This window comes from Stenotrophomonas pavanii (assembly GCF_900101175.1).
Taxonomy (GTDB): domain Bacteria; phylum Pseudomonadota; class Gammaproteobacteria; order Xanthomonadales; family Xanthomonadaceae; genus Stenotrophomonas; species Stenotrophomonas pavanii.
The window spans coordinates 491,213-510,740 of the sequence record NZ_FNFQ01000002.1; the positions used below are offsets into that span (position 1 = coordinate 491,213).

The 19,528-nt window shown below is 69.2% G+C and carries 16 protein-coding genes; 14 read left to right on the forward strand and 2 right to left on the reverse strand.

Annotation, left to right across the window (positions count from 1 at the left end):
- The first annotated feature begins 69 nt into the window (after positions 1-69).
- Positions 70-966 (forward strand): LysR family transcriptional regulator, encoded by an 897-nt coding sequence (locus BLS66_RS05665; protein ID WP_074725371.1) that lies wholly within the window; start codon positions 70-72, stop codon positions 964-966.
- 99 nt (positions 967-1,065) lie between these two features.
- Here the strand turns inward: BLS66_RS05665 and BLS66_RS05670 are convergent, their stop codons facing one another.
- Positions 1,066-3,861: a beta-glucosidase family protein gene (locus BLS66_RS05670; protein WP_074725372.1), complete on the reverse strand. Its 2,796-nt coding sequence runs from the start codon at positions 3,859-3,861 to the stop codon at positions 1,066-1,068.
- Positions 3,862-4,198: 337 nt separating this feature from the next.
- Between BLS66_RS05670 and BLS66_RS05675 the strand changes: the two genes are divergently transcribed.
- From BLS66_RS05675 to BLS66_RS05695, 5 genes are all read left to right on the forward strand, one after another.
- The gene (locus tag BLS66_RS05675) at positions 4,199-4,633 is read left to right on the forward strand and encodes a VOC family protein (RefSeq protein WP_053462937.1); all 435 of its coding nucleotides are present in this window, start codon (positions 4,199-4,201) and stop codon (positions 4,631-4,633) included.
- A gap of 224 nt (positions 4,634-4,857) precedes the next feature.
- On the forward strand, positions 4,858-5,472 hold the full coding sequence (imuA, locus tag BLS66_RS05680; RefSeq protein WP_053462936.1) for a translesion DNA synthesis-associated protein ImuA: 615 nt from the start codon (positions 4,858-4,860) through the stop codon (positions 5,470-5,472).
- A gap of 9 nt (positions 5,473-5,481) precedes the next feature.
- Positions 5,482-6,891 (forward strand): Y-family DNA polymerase, encoded by a 1,410-nt coding sequence (locus tag BLS66_RS05685; protein ID WP_064238755.1) that lies wholly within the window; start codon positions 5,482-5,484, stop codon positions 6,889-6,891.
- Positions 6,892-6,909: 18 nt separating this feature from the next.
- Positions 6,910-10,020 carry an error-prone DNA polymerase gene (locus BLS66_RS05690; RefSeq protein ID WP_074725373.1) on the forward strand — a complete coding sequence of 1,037 codons (3,111 nt, stop codon included), beginning with the start codon at positions 6,910-6,912 and terminating at the stop codon, positions 10,018-10,020.
- Positions 10,021-10,211: 191 nt separating this feature from the next.
- Positions 10,212-10,718, forward strand: a complete 507-nt coding sequence (locus BLS66_RS05695; protein WP_049469321.1) for a hypothetical protein — start codon at positions 10,212-10,214, stop codon at positions 10,716-10,718.
- A 30-nt stretch (positions 10,719-10,748) separates the two neighbouring features.
- Here BLS66_RS05695 and ptsJ read toward each other — a convergent pair whose 3' ends face one another.
- Complete coding sequence (ptsJ, locus tag BLS66_RS05700; RefSeq protein ID WP_074725374.1) at positions 10,749-12,035, reverse strand: MocR-like B6 salvage transcription factor PtsJ; 1,287 nt, start codon at positions 12,033-12,035, stop codon at positions 10,749-10,751.
- 76 nt (positions 12,036-12,111) lie between these two features.
- Between ptsJ and BLS66_RS05705 the strand changes: the two genes are divergently transcribed.
- The 8 genes from BLS66_RS05705 to BLS66_RS05740 all read left to right on the forward strand — a co-directional run bounded on the left by BLS66_RS05705 (position 12,112) and on the right by BLS66_RS05740 (position 19,427).
- Positions 12,112-12,885 (forward strand): YggS family pyridoxal phosphate-dependent enzyme, encoded by a 774-nt coding sequence (locus tag BLS66_RS05705; protein WP_074725375.1) that lies wholly within the window; start codon positions 12,112-12,114, stop codon positions 12,883-12,885.
- Positions 12,882-13,583 carry a glutamine amidotransferase gene (locus BLS66_RS05710; RefSeq protein ID WP_049469326.1) on the forward strand — a complete coding sequence of 234 codons (702 nt, stop codon included), beginning with the start codon at positions 12,882-12,884 and terminating at the stop codon, positions 13,581-13,583. Before BLS66_RS05705 ends, BLS66_RS05710 begins: the two co-directional genes overlap by 4 nt.
- A complete protein-coding gene (locus BLS66_RS05715) occupies positions 13,580-13,804 on the forward strand; it encodes a hypothetical protein (RefSeq protein ID WP_049469329.1) in 225 nt (74 codons plus the stop codon). The genes BLS66_RS05710 and BLS66_RS05715 overlap by 4 nt, the downstream gene beginning before the upstream one ends.
- A 161-nt stretch (positions 13,805-13,965) precedes the next feature.
- Positions 13,966-14,475, forward strand: coding sequence for an RNA polymerase sigma factor (locus BLS66_RS05720; protein WP_049469331.1), 510 nt, complete (start codon positions 13,966-13,968; stop codon positions 14,473-14,475).
- Positions 14,472-15,398 carry a FecR family protein gene (locus BLS66_RS05725; protein ID WP_074725376.1) on the forward strand — a complete coding sequence of 309 codons (927 nt, stop codon included), beginning with the start codon at positions 14,472-14,474 and terminating at the stop codon, positions 15,396-15,398. Before BLS66_RS05720 ends, BLS66_RS05725 begins: the two co-directional genes overlap by 4 nt.
- 64 nt (positions 15,399-15,462) lie before the next feature.
- Positions 15,463-17,934, forward strand: coding sequence for a TonB-dependent receptor (locus tag BLS66_RS05730; protein ID WP_074725377.1), 2,472 nt, complete (start codon positions 15,463-15,465; stop codon positions 17,932-17,934).
- Between the two features lie 40 nt (positions 17,935-17,974).
- Positions 17,975-18,721: a ChaN family lipoprotein gene (locus BLS66_RS05735; protein WP_308304150.1), complete on the forward strand. Its 747-nt coding sequence runs from the start codon at positions 17,975-17,977 to the stop codon at positions 18,719-18,721.
- On the forward strand, positions 18,714-19,427 hold the full coding sequence (locus BLS66_RS05740) for an energy transducer TonB family protein (protein WP_074725378.1): 714 nt from the start codon (positions 18,714-18,716) through the stop codon (positions 19,425-19,427). The genes BLS66_RS05735 and BLS66_RS05740 overlap by 8 nt, the downstream gene beginning before the upstream one ends.
- The last annotated feature ends 101 nt before the right edge of the window (positions 19,428-19,528 follow it).

Here is a 19,528-nt window from a genome sequence, read left to right on the forward strand (position 1 = left end):
TGTGGGTCTTGTTGGAAAAACACGACGGCAGCTGCAACACTGTCAAAACCATTTTGACAGTGAGCCGCAATGGTCAGCCTCGACCGCTTCGATATATTCCGCGCCGTGGTCGAGGCCGGCAGCCTGACCGCTGCCGCCGATCGCCTCGGCCTCAGCCGCGCGGTGGTCAGCTTCAACCTGAAACGGCTGGAACAGGAGCTGGGCGTGACCCTGCTGCTGCGCAGTACCCGCCACCTGGCCCTGACCGAGGCCGGCGAGCAGTTCCTGCAGCACTGCGTGCAGGCGTTGGACGCCGCACAGGCAGCGATCGATGCCGCGCGCCGCGACCAGCACCAGCTGCAGGGTGTGCTGCGCCTGACCACCACGCCGGAGTACGCCCAGCTACGCTTGATTCCTGCGTTGGAGGCGTTCCGTGCGCGGCATCCGGCCCTGCAGTTGCACCTGTCGACCTCACCGGCGCCGGCGGACCTCATTCCCGAGCGTTTCGACCTGGCGATCCGCCTCGGCCGCCTGCCGGATTCAGGGCTGCACGCCAGCGAACTGGAGCGCCATCCACTGTGTGCGGTGGCGGCTCCGTCCCTGCTGGCACGCCTGCCCTCGGCCGATGCGGCCGATGACCCCGTGCAGCTGGGTACCCTGCCCCGCCTGGGCTACCCACGCCTGGCCAACGTGCCGGTGGTTGCCCCCGATGGCAGCAACGCGCTGTTCGCCACTCATCCGGGCAATGCCGTGGTGCGCGTGGATGGCGCCAGCAGCCTGCGCGCCTTCGCCGTGGCCGGCGCCGGGGTCACCGTGCTGCCACGTTGGCTGATCGAGGACGACCTGGCCCAGGACCGCCTGCGCCCGGTGCTGCGCCAGCACCGCTTCCCGCAGCAGAGCGTGTATGCGGTCTACCCGCACAGCACGCAGCTCTCGCCAAAGGTACGGCAGCTGATCGATTTCCTGCGCAGGTGGTTCGCCATATGAAAAGGGGACGGAGGGGATTAAGTCGTTTATGCATAAACGACTTAATCCCCTCCGTCCCCTTTTTCAGGCACGGCCCTGTGCGGGCCGTGCCTTCACGCATCAGCGCAGCACCTGCTCCACCAGCTGCACGTCCACCGTCTGCAGCGGTTCGGCGGCGTTGCGCGACAGCTGCACCTGGTAGGTGCCACCGTCGATCTTCCACTGGCGCGCCTGTGCATCGTAGTGGGCCAGCGTCTTCGGCTCGGCTTCGATGCGGATGCGACGCTGTTCGCCCGGCTGCAGGGTCACCTTGTCGTAGCCGATCAGGCGGATCGGCGTGGTGCTGCCGGCCGGCAGCTTCAGGTACAGCTGGGCCACGTCGGCACCGGCGCGCTTGCCGGTGTTGCGGATGTCGACGCTGGCGACCAGGCGCGAACCTTCCACGCTCACCTTCAGGTTGTCATAGGCGAACGAGGTGTAGGACAGGCCATGGCCAAAGGCGAAGGTCGGGGTCAGGCCCTTGGCCGCCATCCACTTGTAGCCGACGTTGGCACCTTCGATATCGAAATCGAACACATCACCGAACGGCTTGGCCGGCTTGAAGCCCAGGCCATCGATATGCGGGCGCGGCAGCTGCGACTCGTCCGTCACCCAGGTCACCGGCAGGCGACCCGACGGATTGACCTGGCCGGTCAGCAGCGCGGCGATGCCTTCGCCACCGCGGATGCCCGGGTACCAGGCCTGCAGCATCGCCGGCACCTGCGCCAGCCACGGCGTGCGCACCGGGCCGTTGGTTTCCAGCACCAGCACCGTCTTCGGGTTGGCCTTGGCCACCGCCGAGATCAGTGCGTCCTGGTTGTCCGGCAGCTGCATGTCCGGCAGGTCCACCGATTCGGCCGCCCACTGGGTCGCGAACACGATGGCCACGTCGGCCTGCGCGGCGGCCTTGGCCGCGGCCGCGGCATTGGTCCCGTCCACATATTCAACGGTCGCGTCCGGGCGCGCCGCACGCAGCGATTCCAGCGGCGAGGACGGATGGAAGATCACCGGGCCCGGCCAGGTGGTCGGCATCACGCCCGGCACCGCGTTGGTGCCCTTGGCGGTCACACCCACCATCGACGAACCACCACCACCGATCACGCCCTTGTCGGCATGGCCGCCGATGATGACGATGCGCTTCACGCTGTCGGCCAGCGGCAACAGGTTGCCCTCATTGCGCAGCAGCACGCTGCCCTCTTCCACCGTGCGCTGCGCAACGGCGAAGCCGGCCTCGGCATCCACCTTCTGGTGCTGCGGCGGGTTGTCGAAGTTGCCATGCAGGAACATCGTGCGCAGGATGCGCGCCACCATGTCGTTCAGGCGCGCCTGCGGCACCACGCCGCCATGCACGGCCAGGCGCAGCGGCTCATCGAAGAACACCGCCGCGTCGAACACTTCACCGGCCGACTGCTGGTCCAGGCCGGCCAGCGCTGCCTTCGAGCCACTGTGCACGCCACCCCAGTCGGACATCACGAAACCGGGGAACTTCCATTCCTGCTTCAGCACCTGGTTCATCAGGTAGCCGTTCTCGCAGCCGTAGGTGCCGTTGATCTTGTTGTACGAGCACATCGCCACGCCCGGGCGGCCGGCGTCCAGCGCGATCTCGAACGCCAGCAGGTCCGACTCGTGCATGGCCTGTTCGCCGATGCGCACGTCGTGGAAGTTGCGCCGGGTCTCCATGTCGTTCAGCGCGAAGTGCTTCATCGAGGAGATCACGTGCTGGCTCTGCACGCCCTGGATCAGCGCGCCGACCATCGAGCCGGCCAGCAGCGGATCCTCACCGGCATATTCGAAGTTGCGGCCGTTGCGCGGGTCGCGCTGCAGGTTGACGCTGCCCGACAGCAGGATGTTGAAACGCTGCTGCCACGCCTCGCGGCCCATGGTCGCGCCACCGGCGAAGGCAACTTCGCGGTTCCAGCTCGATGCAGTGGACGGGCCCGATGGCATTGCCGTGGCGAAGTCGCCCGGGCGGATGCCCCCCGGATTGGTCACGCCGACACCGGCATCGGCCGACTGCTGCGACGGAATGCCCAACCGCGGGACGCCCGGCACGAAGCCGGCCGAACCGACCGCACCTTCCGGCAGCGGGCCACCGTCCTTGCCCAGCCCGAAGTAGCTGTGCAGCATCTGGAACTTCTCATCCTCGGTCATCGCCTTCAGCAGCAGCGCAGCGCGCGCATCGGCGTTGAGGGTGGTGTCCATCCATGGCTTTTCACCGTGCTTGTCGGCGGCATAGGCCAGGGTCAGCAGGGTGGCGCGCAGGGTGGTGCCTGCCACCTTGAACGGTGCGCTGCTGGCGGCCTGGAAACCGTCGCTGAAATAGCTGGCATCGGCCTCCAGCGCGACACGCGCCGGATCGAAACCTGCGGCCTTGGCCGATTCACCGGCCACCGCGCCGAGCAGCACCGCCGGGGCGCCCAGCCGCGAACGCGTGACCAGCGCCGGCAGCTGCGCCGCACCTGCGCCAGCATCGGTGTAGACCGCCACGGTGTGGCGGCCATCGTCCAGGCGCAGGTAGTTCAGGCCCGGCTGGTCGGGACCGGACTCGGCGGCGATCGGCAGCCGGGTCAGCACGGCCTGGCCGCGCTGGGTCTGGCCATCGTCCTTGCCGGCGGCGATGAAGCGGTATTCATAGCCCAGGCCATCGGCCAGCACCTGCAGCGGATCGACCTGGCCGATGCCGCGCTGTACCTGGCGCACGCTCACCGCGTCCACCTGCAGGGTCTTCAACTGCGCGGCCAGGGCCGGCATCGCCGTCGCATCCGGTGCCTGTTCCAGGGTCAGTACGGTAAACGCCGCAGGGTCGGCCCAGGCCGGGGCGGCCAGTGCGGCAGACAGGGCGAGGGACAGTGCGAGCGGCTTTGTAAACGTTTTCATCGGCAGGCGTAATTCCGTTGCCAAGGCAATCGGTCCAGGGAAAGTGCCGCCGAAGGGTGCAGCGTTCATGCCGCGCAGGGGTTGCCAGGCAACGCCCCACAGGCCGGAGGACGGGCCGGTCTGCGCGCGGGACCCTCCTCCCGGCGTGACAACCTGCCTGCCCGGGCCGCGCAGGGCGACCCAATCCTGTGAAGATTGTGCGAGGGCGTTCACACCTGTCAACAGGACCTAAGTCACAGGGGCAACCTGGCCCGCAGTTATCAGGCCATCACTGGCGGTCATCAGCGGGCCGCGCAGGGCTGCCGATAATGCAGGTCCCTGGCCACGAATCGAGCCCATGAACGTACATCGCGACTTCGACCATCTCTGGCGCGACCGCTGTGACACCTCCAGCCAGCGCGCACCGCGCGTGCTGATCCGGGTGTTCGTGGCTCCGGGCGAGCTGGAGCGCAGCGTGGCGTTCTACGAGCAGTTGCAGGGCGTGGTGGCCGATGCGGGCTTCCCGTTCCCGGAAGCCGGGCTGCGTCTGGCCATGGTCGGCGCCTTCCTGCTGATCGAAGGCAGCCAGGCGGCGCTGGCCCCGTTCACCTCGACCACGGGGACACTGTTGGTCGATGACGTTCGGCCCTATCACGACAAGCTGGTCGCCGCCGGCGCCGAGATCATCTTCCCGTTGCAGGTGGTCCCGACCGGGGCGGCGTTCAACGCCGTGCATCCCGATGGCACCGTGGTCGAATACGTGCATCACCGGCCGGACCCGCAGGGGCGCTGAGGGGGCGCCACAGCACAGCAGACCCCACCATGCGTGGATGCTTTACCCCTTCAGCAACCTGAAACCCGCCCCTCCGATTTCATTAGTAATTCTACTCACAGGGCGAGTAGCATGTCCGGTCTCAGCCCCTGATACCGGCCCGTCGATACTCGCGCCATGCCCGCCGTTTCCGCCCGCTCCCGTCGCTCCCAGCCTGCCCGGCGCCTCCCCTGGAGGATCGGCTGATGGGCGCCGTCGTCGCCCTCGACCGGCTGCTGGACGGCCGCCAGTTGTGGCGCGGCCCGGCCCGCCAGGGGCCAGCCAGCGACCACCTGGCCAGCGGCCACCCGGCGCTGGACGCACGCCTGCCCGGCGGCGGCTGGCCGGCCAGCGGGCTGTGCGAGGTGCTGCAGGCGGCGCCCGGGGTGGGTGAGCTGGCGCTGGTCTGGCCGGCGCTGGCCAGGCTGAGCCAGCGCGACCGCCCGATCGTGCTGGTCGCGCCACCCCATCGCCCGCATGCCCCGGCCTGGGCTGCGGCCGGGCTGGACCTGGCCCAGCTGCAGGTCATCCACGCTGCGCCGAAGCAGGCGCTGTGGGCCGCCGAACAATGCCTGCGCTCTGCCGCCTGCGCGGCGGTGCTGTGCTGGCCACACCAGGCCGACGACCGTGCCCTGCGCCGGCTGCAGGTGGCCGCCGACAGCGGCCAGTGCCTGGGCTTCGTGTTCCGCGAGGCACAGGCGGCGCGCAATCCCTCCCCGGCCAGCCTGCGCCTGCAGCTCGACCACGGCCAGGTACGGGTGCTGAAGTGCCGTGGCGGCCTGCCGCCGGCGCAGCCGTTGCCACTGGCCATCGCCCACTGAGGCCGCGCCATGCACTGGGCCTGCGTGTTGTTGCCGCAGCTGGCGCTGGACAGCGTGCTGCGCCTGCAGCCGGACCCGCAGCGGCCACTGGTGCTGCTGCAGGGCCCAGCGCAGCGCCGCGTGCTGCGTGCGGTCAGCCCTGCCGCGCGCGCAGCAGGGCTGCGCCCGGGCATGCTGCTGTCGGCCGCGCAGGTGCTGGTGCAGGACATGCACCTGCACGATTACGATCCCAACGCCGAACAGCACACCCGCCAGCTGCTGGCCAGCTGGGCCTACGCCTACAGTTCGCAGGTCAGCCTCGATTTCCCGCACGCGCTGGTCATGGAGATCGGTGCCAGCCGCGCCCTGTTCGGTGACTGGTTGACGATCCAGCAGCGGCTGCGCGGCGAACTGCACGAACTTGGTTTCCGCCACCGGCTGGTGGCGGCGCCTACTCCGCATGCCGCGCGCGTGCTGGCCAACGTCCACGATGGCCTCGGCATCGATGCGCAGCAGCTGCCGGCGGCACTGGCGCAGCTGCCCTTGCCGCGCTGCGGCCTGCCCAGCGAAGCGGTCACCGTGCTTGGCCGTTCCGGCCTGCGCACGCTGGGCGCGGCACTTGAACTGCCGCGCGACAGCCTGGCCCGGCGCTTCGCACCGGACGTGCTGCAGCAGCTGGATGCATTGCGTGGGCGACCCACCGCGCCCCTGCGCTACTACCAGCCACCGGACCGTTTCGATGCACGCATCGAATTCGAGTACGAAATCGAATCCAGCCAGGCCCTGTTGTTCCCGCTGCGCCGCCTGCTGCTGGACCTGGCCGCGTTCCTGTGTTCGCGCGATGGCGGCGTGCAGCGCTTCGACCTGCAGTTCGAGCATGACCTGCTGCCGGCCAGCGTGCTGACCATCGGCCTGCTGGCGCCCGAGCGCGATCCCGCGCTGCTGTTCGAGATCGCACGCAACCGCATGGAGGCTTTCGCCCTGCCGGCCGGCAGCCGCGCACTGCGCCTGCAGGCCGAGCAGTTGCCGCCGTTCGTACCGGCCGCGCGCGACCTGTTCGATACCCGGCCGGCGCAGGCGATGCCCTGGAACCAGCTGCGCGAGCGCCTGCGTGCGCGGCTCGGCGATGACGCCGTGCAGCCGCTGGCGGTGCAGGCCGACCATCGCCCCGAACGCGCCAGTGGCACCCAGCCCGCGGCCAAGCCTCCGTCGTACTGGCCGCTGCGCCCCGGCTGGTTGCTGGACACCCCACAACCGTTGCGTGACCCGCGCCTGCGCATCGTCGCCGGGCCGGAGCGGATCGAATCGGGCTGGTGGGACCAGGCCGACGCACGCCGCGACTACTACGTGGTGGAAACCGCACACGGCCAGCGCGGCTGGGCCTTCCGTGAGCGCAACGATCCGCATGCGCCGTGGATGCTGCACGGCTGGTTCGGCTGAGCCGCCATGCACAGCGCCATGCACAGCGAACTGCCCGGCTACGCCGAACTGCACTGCCTGTCGGCCTTCAGTTTCCAGCGCGGTGCTTCGATCGCCGAAGAGCTGTTCGCGCGTGCCGCCGGCCAGGGCTATCGCGCGCTGGCGATCACCGATGAATGCTCGCTGGCCGGCATCGTGCGCGCCTGGCAGGCAGCGAAGACGCATGGCGTGGCGCTGATCGTCGGTGCCGAATTCCAGGTCGAGGACGGGCCGAAGCTGGCCCTGCTGTGCACCGACCAGGCCGCCTATGCCGGTCTCTGCCAGTTGATCACCACCTGCCGACGGCGCGCAGCCAAGGGCCAGTACCGCTGCCTGCGCGAGGACCTGCTCGGCCTGCCCGACGGCCTGTTGTGCCTGTGGCTGGACCGGCAACCCGCCGCCACCGACCTGGAACTGCTGCGCGCCGGCTTCAATGATCGGCTGTGGTTGGCGGTGGAGCTGCACCACGAACACGACGACGCACGCCGCCTGCAGCAGCTGCAGGCCTTCGGCGAACGCCACCACCTGCCGCTGGTCGCCAGTGGCGACGTGCACATGCACGTGCGCCGCCGCCGCGCCCTGCAGGACACGCTGACCGCGATCCGCCACCGCTGCAGCGTGGCCGAGGCTGGCTGGCGCCTGTTCCCCAACGGCGAGCGCCACCTGCGCCCGCGCACCGCGCTGGCCCAGCTGTATCCGCCCGAACTGCTGGCCGAGACCCTGCGCATCGCCGAGCGCTGCCACTTCACCCTGGAACAGCTGCAGTACACCTACCCGCGCGAGCTGGTGCCCGAGGGCCACGATCCGGACAGCTGGCTGCGCGTGCTGGTCGAGCGTGGCATCGGGTGGCGCTGGAAAGACGGCATCAAACCGAAACAACGCGAGCAGATCGAACACGAACTGGCGTTGATCAAGCAGAAGAACTACGCCTCCTACTTCCTCACCGTGCAGGACATCGTGCGCTTCGCGCGCAGCCAGGACATCCTCTGCCAGGGCCGCGGCTCGGCGGCCAACTCGGCGGTGTGCTTCGTGCTGGGCGTGACCGAGATCGACCCGGCGCGCAGCAACCTGCTGTTCGAGCGCTTCATCTCCGCCGAGCGCGACGAGCCACCGGATATCGACATCGATTTCGAGCACGAGCGGCGCGAGGAAGTGCTGCAGTACGTGTTCAAGCGCTATGGCCGCGAGCGCGCCGCACTGACCGCGGTGGCCATCAGCTACCGTGGCCGCAGCGCGATCCGCGACGTCGCCCGTGCACTTGGCCTGCCGATGGACCAGGTCAACGAACTGGGCGCGGCGATGGACCACTGGGGCGGCAACATCCCGCTGCCGGAAACCCTGCGCGAGCGTGGCTTCGATCCGGACACGCCGTTGATGCGGCGCCTGCTGGCGTTGACCGCCGAGCTGATCGATTTTCCACGCCACCTGTCGCAGCACCCAGGTGGTTTCGTGATCTCCGAGCATCCGCTGTCGACCCTGGTGCCGGTGGAAAACGCGGCGATGGCCGACCGCACCGTCATCCAGTGGGACAAGGATGACCTGGATGCCACCGGCCTGATGAAGGTCGACTGCCTGGCCCTTGGCATGCTCACCGCCATCCGCAAGTGCCTGGCGATGCTGAAACAGCATGGCCTGCATGAAGGACGCATGGATGCGATCCCGCCCAAGGATGCAAAGACCTTCGACATGATCTGCGCCGCCGATACCATCGGCGTGTTCCAGATCGAATCGCGCGCGCAGATGGCGATGCTGCCGCGCATGCAGCCGCGCACGTTCTATGACCTGGTGATCGAAGTCGCGATCGTGCGCCCCGGCCCGATCCAGGGTGACATGGTCCATCCTTACCTGGAGCGGCGGCGGATCCTGCGCGAACAGGGACCGGGCGCATTGAACGACCCGGACAACCCGCTCTACCCGCCGCAGCTGGAACGCGTGTTCGCACGCACGCTGGGCGTGCCATTGTTCCAGGAACAGGTGATGCAGCTGGCGGTCGAAGCAGCCGGTTACACGCCTGGCCAGGCCGATGCCCTGCGCCGCTCGATGGCGGCCTGGAAACGCCGTGGCGGGCTGGAACCGCATCGCGAGAAGCTGCTGGCCGGCATGTTGGAGAACGGCTTCAGCCTGGAATACGGTGAGCACCTGTTCGAGCAGATCAAGGGCTTCGGCGATTACGGCTTCCCGGAAAGCCACGCCGCCAGCTTCGCCCTGCTGACCTATAACAGCTGCTGGCTGAAATGCCACCACCCGGCCGCGTTCACCGCCAGCCTGATCAACAGCCAGCCACTGGGTTTCTACAGTCCCGACCAGCTGCTGCAGGATGCGCGCCGGCATGGCATCGGCGTGCTGCCGGTGGACGTGCGCTACAGCGACTGGGACTGCACCCTGGATTTCAGCAGGGGCGCGGCCGCGATCCGGCTTGGCCTGCGCCTGGTCGACGGCTGCAATGAAGCGGCTGTACAGGCCATCATGCGCGAACGTGCGCGGCGCCCGTTCGAGGATGTCGGCGACCTGTGCCAGCGCACCGCACTGGATCGCCGCCAGCAGGGCCTGCTGGCCGATGCCGGTGCGCTGCGTGGGCTCAGTGGCCATCGCCATCGTGCGCGGTGGGACATCTCCGGCGTGGAAAACCGCCTGCCGCTGTTCGACCAGGCCCGCGCCACTGCTGAAGCGCGCGTGCCGCTGCCGCTGCCCAGCGCCTGGGACGACATGCAGGCCGATTACCGCAGCACCGGCACCACCCTCGGCCGCCATCCGATCTCGTTCCTGCGCGCGCAGCTGCGCAGCCGCGGCTGCCTGGATGCCGCGCAGCTGGCGGGCCACGGCCATGGCCGCCGCGTGCGCATCGCCGGCCTGGTCCGCATGCGCCAGCGCCCGCAGACCGCCAGTGGCGTTACCTTCCTCACCCTTGAAGACGAGACCGGCATGGTCAATGCCGTGGTCTGGCGGCACCTGGCCGATCGCCAGCACCGGGTACTGGTCGATACCCAGCTGATGCAGATCGACGGCCGCCTGGAACGCGTCGATGGCGTGCAGCATGTCATCGTGCAGCGCATGCATTGCCTGGATGAACTGCTGCAGGGGCTGCGCAGCCACAGCCGCGACTTCCATTGACGCCGGGAATCACCGCGTAACGGCCACTGGGTGATGTCGAGCAGGTAGAGGTAGAGTCGACTGTCAGTCGACTTGCGCGCGCCAGCGCGGGAATCTCCGTGATCTGATCGAACAGCAGTCGACTGACAGTCGACTCTACCCATCGCCTTTTGCATCCGCTATCGTCGGCACATCCAAGGAAGGACCACCCGATGCCCCGTGCGCTGCTGCTGACCACACTGGTGGTCTCCACCCTCGCCCTGCTTGTTTCCGGCTGGACCGCCTGGAACCTGCATCGCAGCCAATCGCCACAGCGCATCCTCGAAGCACGCGGGCTGATCATCCACGACGGCACGGGCCAACCCCGGGTGATCCTCGGCGCGCCGGTGCCCGACCCGGTCAGCCACGGCCGGACCCAGGGGCCGCGCGCCACGGCCCTGTCCGGCCTGATCCTGCTCGGCCCGGACGGCTCCGAGCGCGGCGGCTATGGCACCAGCGATCGCGGCGGCGAAGCCGTGCTGACCCTGGACGATGCCAACGGCACCACCGAGGTATTCAAGGTGGTGGCCAACCCGGACCGGGGTGCCAGCCTGATGGTCAAGCACCAGAACAACACCGGCGCCATGCTCACCTCCTGGCAGGGCACGCCGGAGCTGATGTTCATCGATGACAGCGGCCAGTCCTACTACGTGCGCCCCAACGCCAACGCCGCACCCTGATCTGCTTCTGGCGTCGAGCCATGCTCGGCGCTACACACCGCACACCGCCGCCAGATCATCGGCCAGCTGCCGCAGCTGCGCCGCACCCAGCGCCGCGCAGGTGATGCGCAGGCCATGCCCCGGCGCAGCCACCGCGAAAACTTCACCCGGGCGCACATGCCATCCGCGTGCGGCCAGCGCCAGTACCTGCGGATGGCTGTCGGCCGGCAACGGCAGCCACAGGTTCAATCCCTCCATCGGCAGCGGCGTCGGCACGCCCCGCGCGCGCAGCAGTTCCTGCAGCGACTGCAGGCGCTGCTGGTAACGCGCTCCGGCGGCGACGATCTTCGCCCGCTGCGCCGCCGAGGCCAGCACCGTGATGGCCGCATCCTGCAACAGATGACTGACCCAGCCGGTGCCTGGCGCCAACCGCAACCGCAACCGCGTCGCGGTCTCTTCATCACAGGCCAGCCAGGCCAGCCGCAGGTCGGGACCGAGCGGCTTGGACAGCGAACGCAGCAGCGCCCAGCGCCTGCCGTCCGGCGGCAACACCGAGTGGTAGGCCTGCTGCGAGAGCAGCGCGTAATGATCGTCGATCAGCACCGCCACCTGCGGGTAGGCCGCCAGCAACTGGCGCAGTGCCCGTGCCCGCTTCGCATCCAGGCACGCCCCGGTCGGGTTGTGCGCACGCGGCGTCAGCAGCACCGCACGTGCGCCGGCCTGCAATGCCTGCCGCAGCGATTCGACCTGCATGCCATGGGCATCCACCGCCACCGGCAACGGCGCGTGGCCCGAAGCGTTGAGCACGTTGAGGCTGCCGAGGAAGCATGGATCCTCCACCGCGATGCGATCTCCCGGCAGCAGCCACGCCGCCAGCAGGCGTTCAATGCCATCGACCGCGCCATGGGTCAGCTCCAGCGCATACCCCTCGGGGCAGTCTGCATCCAGCGAGGCGCGTGCCAACGCCTGCAACCTCGGGTCGACCGTGCCCACGCCGTACAGCCGTGGCGCCGTCGACGCCAGCCGCAGGTTCGGCAGCAGGCGCGGATCCGGATTGCCACCGGCCAGGTCCTGCAGCGCCAGCCCCGGCGTGCTGCCTTCGCGCGGCATCGCCGGCGGCAGTCCGCGCACCACGGTGCCACGGCGGCCCGCCGTGCTGGCCAGGCCCGCCGCATCCAATCGCTTGTACGCAGCAGCCACGGTGTTGCGGTTCACCCCCAACTGTTCGGCCAGCTCGCGCACCGGCGGCAGCACACTGCCGGCCGGCAGGCCGCCCTTGCCGATGCCATCGCGGATGCTGTCGAAGATCGACTCGGCGCTATGCCCGGTGATTTTCATTTTGTCCTATGCCAAACTATCTCTTGTCCTGTGCCAGTGTATCCGACCCTGGCCATCCTGCATTGGAGGTGCCCGCATGCCCCTTGCCGCTGCCGACTGGCCCGTCGCCCAGTCCGTTGAACAGATCGCCGCCAACCTGGTCACGGTGCGCCAGCGCATTGCCAGCGCCTGCGCCCGCGTTGGCCGCGACCCGGCCAGCGTGCGCCTGCTGCCGGTCAGCAAGACCGTCGATGAGGCACGCATCCGCATGGCGGTGGCCGCCGGTTGCCACATGCTGGGCGAGAACAAGGTGCAGGAAGCACAGCGCAAGGCCGAGGCAATGGCCGACCTGGACGTGCACTGGTCGGTGATCGGCCACCTGCAGACCAACAAGGCGCGCTACGTGGCGCGCTTCGCCAGCGAGTTCCAGGCGCTCGACAGCCTGCGCGTGGCCGAGGCCCTGCAGCAGCGCCTGCAGCTGGAAGACCGTACGCTGGATGTATTCGTGCAGGTCAACACCTCGGCTGAACCCAGCAAGTACGGACTGGAGCCCGACGCGGTCGAGGCCTTCGTGCACCAACTGCCCGCGTTCGATCGCCTGCGCGTACGCGGCCTGATGACGCTGGCCATCTTCACCCCGGAGGTCGAGCGCGTGCGTGCCTGCTTCGTGCGCCTGCGCCAGCTGCGCGACCAGCTGCAGGGCACTGCGCCTGCCGGCATCGACCTGTCTCAGCTGTCGATGGGCATGTCCGGCGACTTCGAAGTCGCCATCGAGGAAGGTGCCACCGTGGTCCGTGTCGGCCAGGCCATCTTTGGCGCGCGCGCCACCCCGGACAGTTTCTATTGGCCCAGCAATGGAGCCCCGGCATGAAGCATGCGGTCGTCCTGCAACACGTTGCCTTTGAAGACCTCGGTACCTTGCAGCCTCTGCTTCTGGCGCAGGGCTGGCAGCTGCAGGTGCTGCAGGCCGGTATCGACACGCTCGACGCGGCCGAGGCCGCCGACCTGCTGGTGGTGCTGGGGGGACCGATCAGCGTCAACGACGTTGATCTCTATCCCTTTCTCAACGACAGCATCGCGCTGTTGCAACGCCGGCTGCAGCAGCAGCGACCCACGCTGGGCATCTGCCTCGGCGCGCAGCTGATGGCACGTGCGCTCGGTGCCGACGTCACCGCCACGGGCGGCAAGGAGATCGGCTTTGCGCCGCTGCTGCTCACCGATGACGGCCAGCGCTCGCCGCTGCAGGCCCTGCAGGGTATCCCGGTGCTGCATTGGCATGGCGAGGCGTTCGAACTCCCGGCCGGTGCACGTCGCCTGGCCAGCACGCCGGCCTGCCGCCACCAGGCGTTCGCCATCGGCAACCATGCGCTGGCACTGCAATGCCATCCCGAGCTGGACGCACGCCAGTTCGAACGCTGGCTGATCGGCCACACCCTGGAACTGGCCCAGGCCGGCATCAGTCCCAACGACCTGCGTGCGCAGTCGCGTCGCTATGGTGCGCCACTGGCGGCGGCCGCCACCGCGATGTTCGACCATTGGCTGCAGGACCTGCCGGAGCAACCGCGATGAACTACCGATTGCAGATCCACCGCGATGGCGCCTACTGGGGCCACTTCGACTGCGCCGGCCCCGATGCCCTGCAACGCATGGACGCCATCGCCGCGCAGCTGCCTGCCGGCCAGGGCTTCCAGCTGAAACGGCAGAAAGGTGTCGGCGAAGAACGCATCCTGTCCAGCAATGCCGACGGCCTGCGCGTGCTGGCGGCGCAGGTCCAGTACCGCGACCTCTGACGATCCGATGGGGCACCGGCCGCTGGCCGGCACCTCTCTGCACGGCAAGCGGATGCGGGCGAAATACCACCGCTTGATGCAAATGATTCTCTTTTGCTGTAAGGTGCAGCCGCTGCCCTTGCCGCCGCGGGCTGTTCCCTTTCCCAGTTGTCGCCCGCCCCGTGTCCACGCCTGTCGAACCGACGGATGTCGCGCAGCTGTGCGCGGCCCATTACCGGCCGCTGCACGCCCATGTCCGCCGTAAACTCCCGCAACGCTGCGACGCCGATGACGTCGTGCAGGAAACCTGGCTGCGCGTTGTCAACGTCGCCGCCAGTGGCCTGCTGGCCAACGGCCGCGCCTACCTGTACCGCGTCGCCCACAATCTGATCGCCGATCATTACCGCCAGCGCAAGCGCCGGCGCGAAGAAGCGATGGATGAGGCGCAACTGCACGCGATCGCCGATCCTGCGCCATTGCCGGTACAGCGCCTGCTCAATACCGAACAGCTGCGTCACCTCGACGCAGTCATTGCCGCCCTTCCCCCTCGTTCACGCCAGGTGTTCCTGCTGGCACGGGTGGAGCAGATGGCACTGGCCGAGATCGGCCGCCAGCTCGGCATCAGCCGGCAGACCGCGCATGGCCATCTGCTGCGTGCGCTGGTCGCACTGCAGCAGGTCCCCGGCGCATGAGCCAGGAGGCGATCGCGCGCGAGGCCGCGCGTTGGTGGCTGGACGGGCATGAAGGCGGCCGCGACGAGCGTGCGTTCAATCAGTGGTACCACGCCGACGTGCGCCACGCCGCGCAGTACCAGCACCTGCAGGCGCTCTGGCAGGCCGGTGATGCGACGCCCAGCCTGCAGCGGCACCAGCACAGGCGGCAGCGCCGGCGCCTGCGCGAGGCCGGCACCGCGGTGCTGCTGCTCTGTGCACTGGGCCTGTATACCCGCCAGGCCGCACCGCCGGCCGCGCAGGTGATGCGCACGGCCGCGGGCGAGGTCCGCGAAGAAGTGCTGCCCGACGGTTCACATGTGCTGCTCTCGCCCGGCAGTGAAGTGCGTGTGCGCATCGATGCGCAGCGGCGCCAGCTGCAGCTGCAGCACGGCCAGGCGTGGTTCAAGGTGGCCGCCGATGCGCAACACCCGTTCCAGGTGCACACGACGCACGGCACGGTCACCGCGCTCGGCACGGCCTTCGACCTTGCCGTGCACGACAATGACAGCGTGGTCACCGTCACCGAGCATCGCGTCCGCGTGGACAGCGGCATCCGCAGCGAGCGGGCCACCGAAGGGCAACAGCTGCGCTTCGATGGCCGGGCTCCCATCCGGACCCTGGCGGCCCGCCCCAGTGCCCTGGACTGGCGCGAACGCCGCCTGCACTGGGTCTCCACGCCCTTGGCCGAGGTCACCGGGGACCTGGATCGCTGGCATGGCGGCCACACCTGGATCCTCGGCGCACACCTGCGCCAGCAGCCGGTCACCCTGCTCGGCAGCGCCGACGGTGCGGCGCGCAGCCGCGACCAGCTGGCCACGCAGCTGCAGGTGCGCGTGCTCCGCCTGGGCGCGGGCGTGCAGGTGTGGCTGCCGCCACGCAAGGGACATCGCGATGCACCCTGACATCGGCCCCGCCACTGCGTCTCCCCAGGATGACGACGCGCTGCGTCAGCCCCTGGAGCCCCCGATGCTGTTTCACCGCCCCCTTGTCCTGGCACTGTCACTGGCCTGCGCCAGTCCGCTTCCGTTGTTGCCTGCCAGCGCCTGCGCGCAGGCCGCCACGCGTCACTTCGATCTTCCTGCGCAACCGCTGGCCAGTGCGCTGGATGCCTACAGCCGGCTGACCGGTGTCGATCTGGTGATCGGCGCGGCATTGCCGGGCGGCCAGATGGCGCCGGCGCTGCGCGGACGGTTCGACGATACGCAGGCCCTGTCGCGCCTGCTGGTCGGCAGCGGCCTGCGCCCGCGCTTCATCGACGCACGCCGCGCCACCCTGGAACCGGCGCCGGCCCCCCCCGCCGATGGCAGCCGTCGAACCGGCCCGCTCCGCGTCCAGGGTGATGCCGCGCAGGGTCATTCTCCCGGTGCAGGGGCCAGCCAGTATGTGCCGGCCACCCGCGATGGCTTTGCGCCAGCGGTCGGCAGCGAGCGCGTGGCGATGGCCGAACGCCAGGACGGCAACAGCCTGCTGCGCTCGATGCCCGGCACCCACAGCTTCCACTCGCGCAGCCAGCCCGGCCTGCAGGTCAACATCCGCGGCATGACCGGTGCGGGGCGGGTCAACACCATGATCGATGGCGTCACCCAGACCTTCCGCAACAATGCGGGCCACGGCTCGGGCGGGCCGTTCGCCTATGTCGATCCGTTCCTGCTGGCCGGCGTGGACGTGCAGCGCGGCGCAGTCGCCGGTGGTGATGGCGCCGGCACGCTGGCCGGCAGTGCCAATTTCCGCACGCTCGACATCGACGATCTGCTGGGCGAAGGTCGTGACTGGGGCCTGCGCGCGGGCTACCGCCATGGCAACAACGGCTACGGCAATGGCCGTACCTTTGCCGGTGCCTGGCGCCACAGCGAGGATGGCGGCGACCGCCAGTTCGGCCTGCTGGCCGCTGCCAGCAGCAGCCGCAGCAGCGAATACGCCACCGCGCGCGGGCAGAAGAACACCGCCGACCCGGGCAGCCAGCAGCCCGGCAGCTGGCTGCTCAAGGCCCGCCTGCAGCCGAGCGACCAGCACCGGCTCGACCTGAGCCACATGCGTTACGAAAACGACTTCTACCACAACTACCCGTGGCAGATTTCCGCACACAACCAGCGCGCCCGCTACCACTACACGCCCTATTCGCCTTGGATCGACCTGCGCGCGACCTTCGCCGGCAACAAGACACGGCTGTTCTATCCGCCCGTGGAGGATTCCAGCTACATCGGCCGCCGCACCCACAGCAGCCTGAGCAGCTGGACCCTGGACAACACCAGCCGCTTCGATGTCGGCGCACTGCAGGCGCGCTGGAACACCGGCATCAAGCACCAGTCGGATATCTATGTGGCCGACACCCCCACCCTGCGCGGGGCCAACCCCGAGGGCCGCAGCCAGCTGGACAGTGTGTTCAGCACGCTGGAGCTGCAGTACGAGGTCTACGCGCTGACCGCAGGCCTGCGCCAGGATCGCTATGGCATCCGTGGTCACGTTCCCTTGTGCTCGGATGTGCCCGGCCAGTGCGCCGAGATCAACGGCGGCGGCATCGATGTGCGCCGCACCCAGCGCGCACTCAGCCCCAGCCTGGCGGCAGCGTGGCAGGCCACCGACTGGCTGCAACTGTTCGCTGAAGTCTCGCGCACTTCCCGCCCGCCGCGGGTGCAGGAGATGTTCTTCGAGAAGATTCCTCTGGAAGGCATGAGCGATGCCGATGGCGTCGGCGCCAACCCGTTCCTGCGCCGTGAGCGCTCGCGCAATCTGCAGTTCGGCGCCAACCTCAGCGCCTCCTCGCTGCTGACCGACGGTGACCTGGCGCAGCTGCGCGTCACCCGCTTCGACAACCGCATCCGTGACTACATCAAGCCGCAGTACCTGCTGATCGTGCACCCGCCGGAGGTGGAGCCATTCGTGGTGCCGATCGACAGCGATCCGCAGCTCGCTGCCTGGACCGATGCGCTGGACGTGGACGACTTCAGCACCACCACGCGCTGGATGAACCACCCGGGCGTGGTGCGCATGCGCGGTATCGAGCTGGAAGCGCACTACGCCAGCGCGCACTACCACGCCACGCTGAGCTGGACCCGTTCGCACACCCGCGCGCCCGCCATCGAATTCGTCAACCTGGAAGACATCACCGCCCTGCCCGACCGCTACTGGACGCTGGACGTGGGCGGCCGCTGGTGGCAGCAGCGCGTGCAGGCCGGCCTGCGCGCCGAATACTCCGGGCCCACCGAGGAAGGCCATGACTTCTTCCAGACCCGCAAGACCGGCGGCACCGGCGTGTTGCTCGACTTCTACGCCAGCTTCAAGCCCCAGCCCAACACCACGCTGTGGCTGAACATCGAAAACCTGCAGAACAAGTCCTATGACAACAATGCCTCGATCGACAGCATCTTCAGCCCGATCCTGGACCGCGGCAACGGTCGCGGCCGCACCGTCTCGATGGGCCTCAACGTGGCGTTCTAGCCGCCGCTGGCTGCCGCTGTGCCTGCTCGCGCTTGCCGCACTGGTGCGCGCGCAGCCACTGCCCGGCACGGTGATCGATCTGGCCAGTGGCCAGCGCCTGGACGAAGCCGCGTTCGTGAAGCGCGCAGCGAATGCACCGCGACTGCTGCTGGGCGAACGCCACGACCAGGCCACTGACCACGCTGCCCAGCGCTGGCTGCTGCAGGCGCTGCAACAGCAGCGTCCACACGGCGCGCTGGTGCTGGAGATGATCGCCAGCGAGCGCCAGCCGCGCCTGGACCGCGTGCAACGCTGGCTGGCCAAGGGCAATCGTGCCGACGGCACGCGCCTGCAGGAACTTCTGGACTGGGATGCACGCTGGCCGTGGGCTGCCTATGGCGGGCTGGTACAGGACGCCACCGCGGCCGGCATCCCCCTGTTCGGCGGCAACCTGTCGCGTGCCGAGGTCAATGCGTGGCTCGCCTCCAACGCCTCGGTGCGGTTCCCGATGCCCACCGCCCGGCAACGCCTGTCGGTCGTGGTGCTGGCCCAGCACGCAGGCGCAGCGCCGATGCTGGAAGGAATGCTGGCCGTGCAACAGGCCCGCGACATCCGCATGGCACAGGTACTGGCCGCAGCCCCTGCACCCGCGCTGCTGGTGGCCGGCCGCTGGCATGTACTGCGCGGTACCGGCGTGCCGGGCTACCTGCCACCGGACGCACCGGCACTGGTGATCGCGCTGGCTTCACCCGGTGAAACCGTCGATGCGGCCGACGCCGACCTGCTGTGGGTGCTGGGCGATGAGTGAACGGCGCCAACACTGGCAGGCGATTGCCATCAGCATCGGCCTGCACCTGTTGCCCTTGCTGCTGTTGATGCACTGGGTGGCAACGCCGCCGCTGCCGCCGCCAGCTGAGCAGGACGTGCGCATCAGCCTGCGCCTGCTGGCACCGGCTACGCCGCCCCAGCCGGTGGAAGAGCGCCAGGCCGACACCCCCAGCCAGGCGCAGCAGGCGCGCGCGTCGCGGGCAACCAGGTCGCCCCCGCCACCGAAGCCCACCACCGCGCGCGAGGGAGAGTTGACCGCCAGCGCACGCGGCGGTTCCGGCGAGCACGCCCTGCCCCCCGCCCCGGCGGCGGCCGTGACCGATACACCTCCCGCACCGGCATCGATCACGGCCGCGCCGCCCACCCCGGACGCACCACCGGCGAACATCCAGGCCGGCGCCGCCAGCGACCAGTGGGACGCCCGCCTGATGGCGCGGCTGGAGCGCTACCGCTACTACCCTGCCGCCGCGCGCGCGCGCCGCCAGCAGGGAACGGCCTGGGTCAGGGCCAGCATCGACCGCACCGGCCGCCTGCTGTCATTGCGGCTGGAGCAGTCCAGTGGCCAGCCGGAGCTCGACGCGGCCGCGTTGCAGACGTTCCGCCGCGCCCAGCCGCTGCCGCCCATTCCCGATGAACTGAAGGCACCGCAGGAACGGGTGGTGCCGGTGGAGTACTACCTGCGCTAGGCGTCGCGGAACGGCGCGGCCGTCTGCGACCCCAACCGGGGTTGACGTCACGTACCTGCGCCACATCACAGCGGCCCGCCGCGCGCACCAATCCCGGCAGG

Bases quoted from the DNA above. Each gene is read 5' to 3' on its own strand.
- BLS66_RS05685 (WP_064238755.1), top strand. From the start codon at position 5,482: ATGCACTGGGCCTGCGTGTTGTTGCCGCAGCTGGCGCTGGACAGCGTG.
- BLS66_RS05665 (WP_074725371.1), top strand. From the start codon at position 70: ATGGTCAGCCTCGACCGCTTCGATATATTCCGCGCCGTGGTCGAGGCC.
- BLS66_RS05715 (WP_049469329.1), top strand. From the start codon at position 13,580: ATGAACTACCGATTGCAGATCCACCGCGATGGCGCCTACTGGGGCCAC.
- imuA (WP_053462936.1), top strand. From the start codon at position 4,858: ATGGGCGCCGTCGTCGCCCTCGACCGGCTGCTGGACGGCCGCCAGTTG.
- BLS66_RS05740 (WP_074725378.1), top strand. From the start codon at position 18,714: ATGAGTGAACGGCGCCAACACTGGCAGGCGATTGCCATCAGCATCGGC.
- BLS66_RS05730 (WP_074725377.1), top strand. From the start codon at position 15,463: ATGCTGTTTCACCGCCCCCTTGTCCTGGCACTGTCACTGGCCTGCGCC.
- BLS66_RS05670 (WP_074725372.1), bottom strand. From the start codon at position 3,861: ATGAAAACGTTTACAAAGCCGCTCGCACTGTCCCTCGCCCTGTCTGCC.
- BLS66_RS05690 (WP_074725373.1), top strand. From the start codon at position 6,910: ATGCACAGCGAACTGCCCGGCTACGCCGAACTGCACTGCCTGTCGGCC.
- BLS66_RS05705 (WP_074725375.1), top strand. From the start codon at position 12,112: ATGCCCCTTGCCGCTGCCGACTGGCCCGTCGCCCAGTCCGTTGAACAG.
- BLS66_RS05695 (WP_049469321.1), top strand. From the start codon at position 10,212: ATGCCCCGTGCGCTGCTGCTGACCACACTGGTGGTCTCCACCCTCGCC.
- ptsJ (WP_074725374.1), bottom strand. From the start codon at position 12,035: ATGAAAATCACCGGGCATAGCGCCGAGTCGATCTTCGACAGCATCCGC.
- BLS66_RS05675 (WP_053462937.1), top strand. From the start codon at position 4,199: ATGAACGTACATCGCGACTTCGACCATCTCTGGCGCGACCGCTGTGAC.
- BLS66_RS05725 (WP_074725376.1), top strand. From the start codon at position 14,472: ATGAGCCAGGAGGCGATCGCGCGCGAGGCCGCGCGTTGGTGGCTGGAC.
- BLS66_RS05710 (WP_049469326.1), top strand. From the start codon at position 12,882: ATGAAGCATGCGGTCGTCCTGCAACACGTTGCCTTTGAAGACCTCGGT.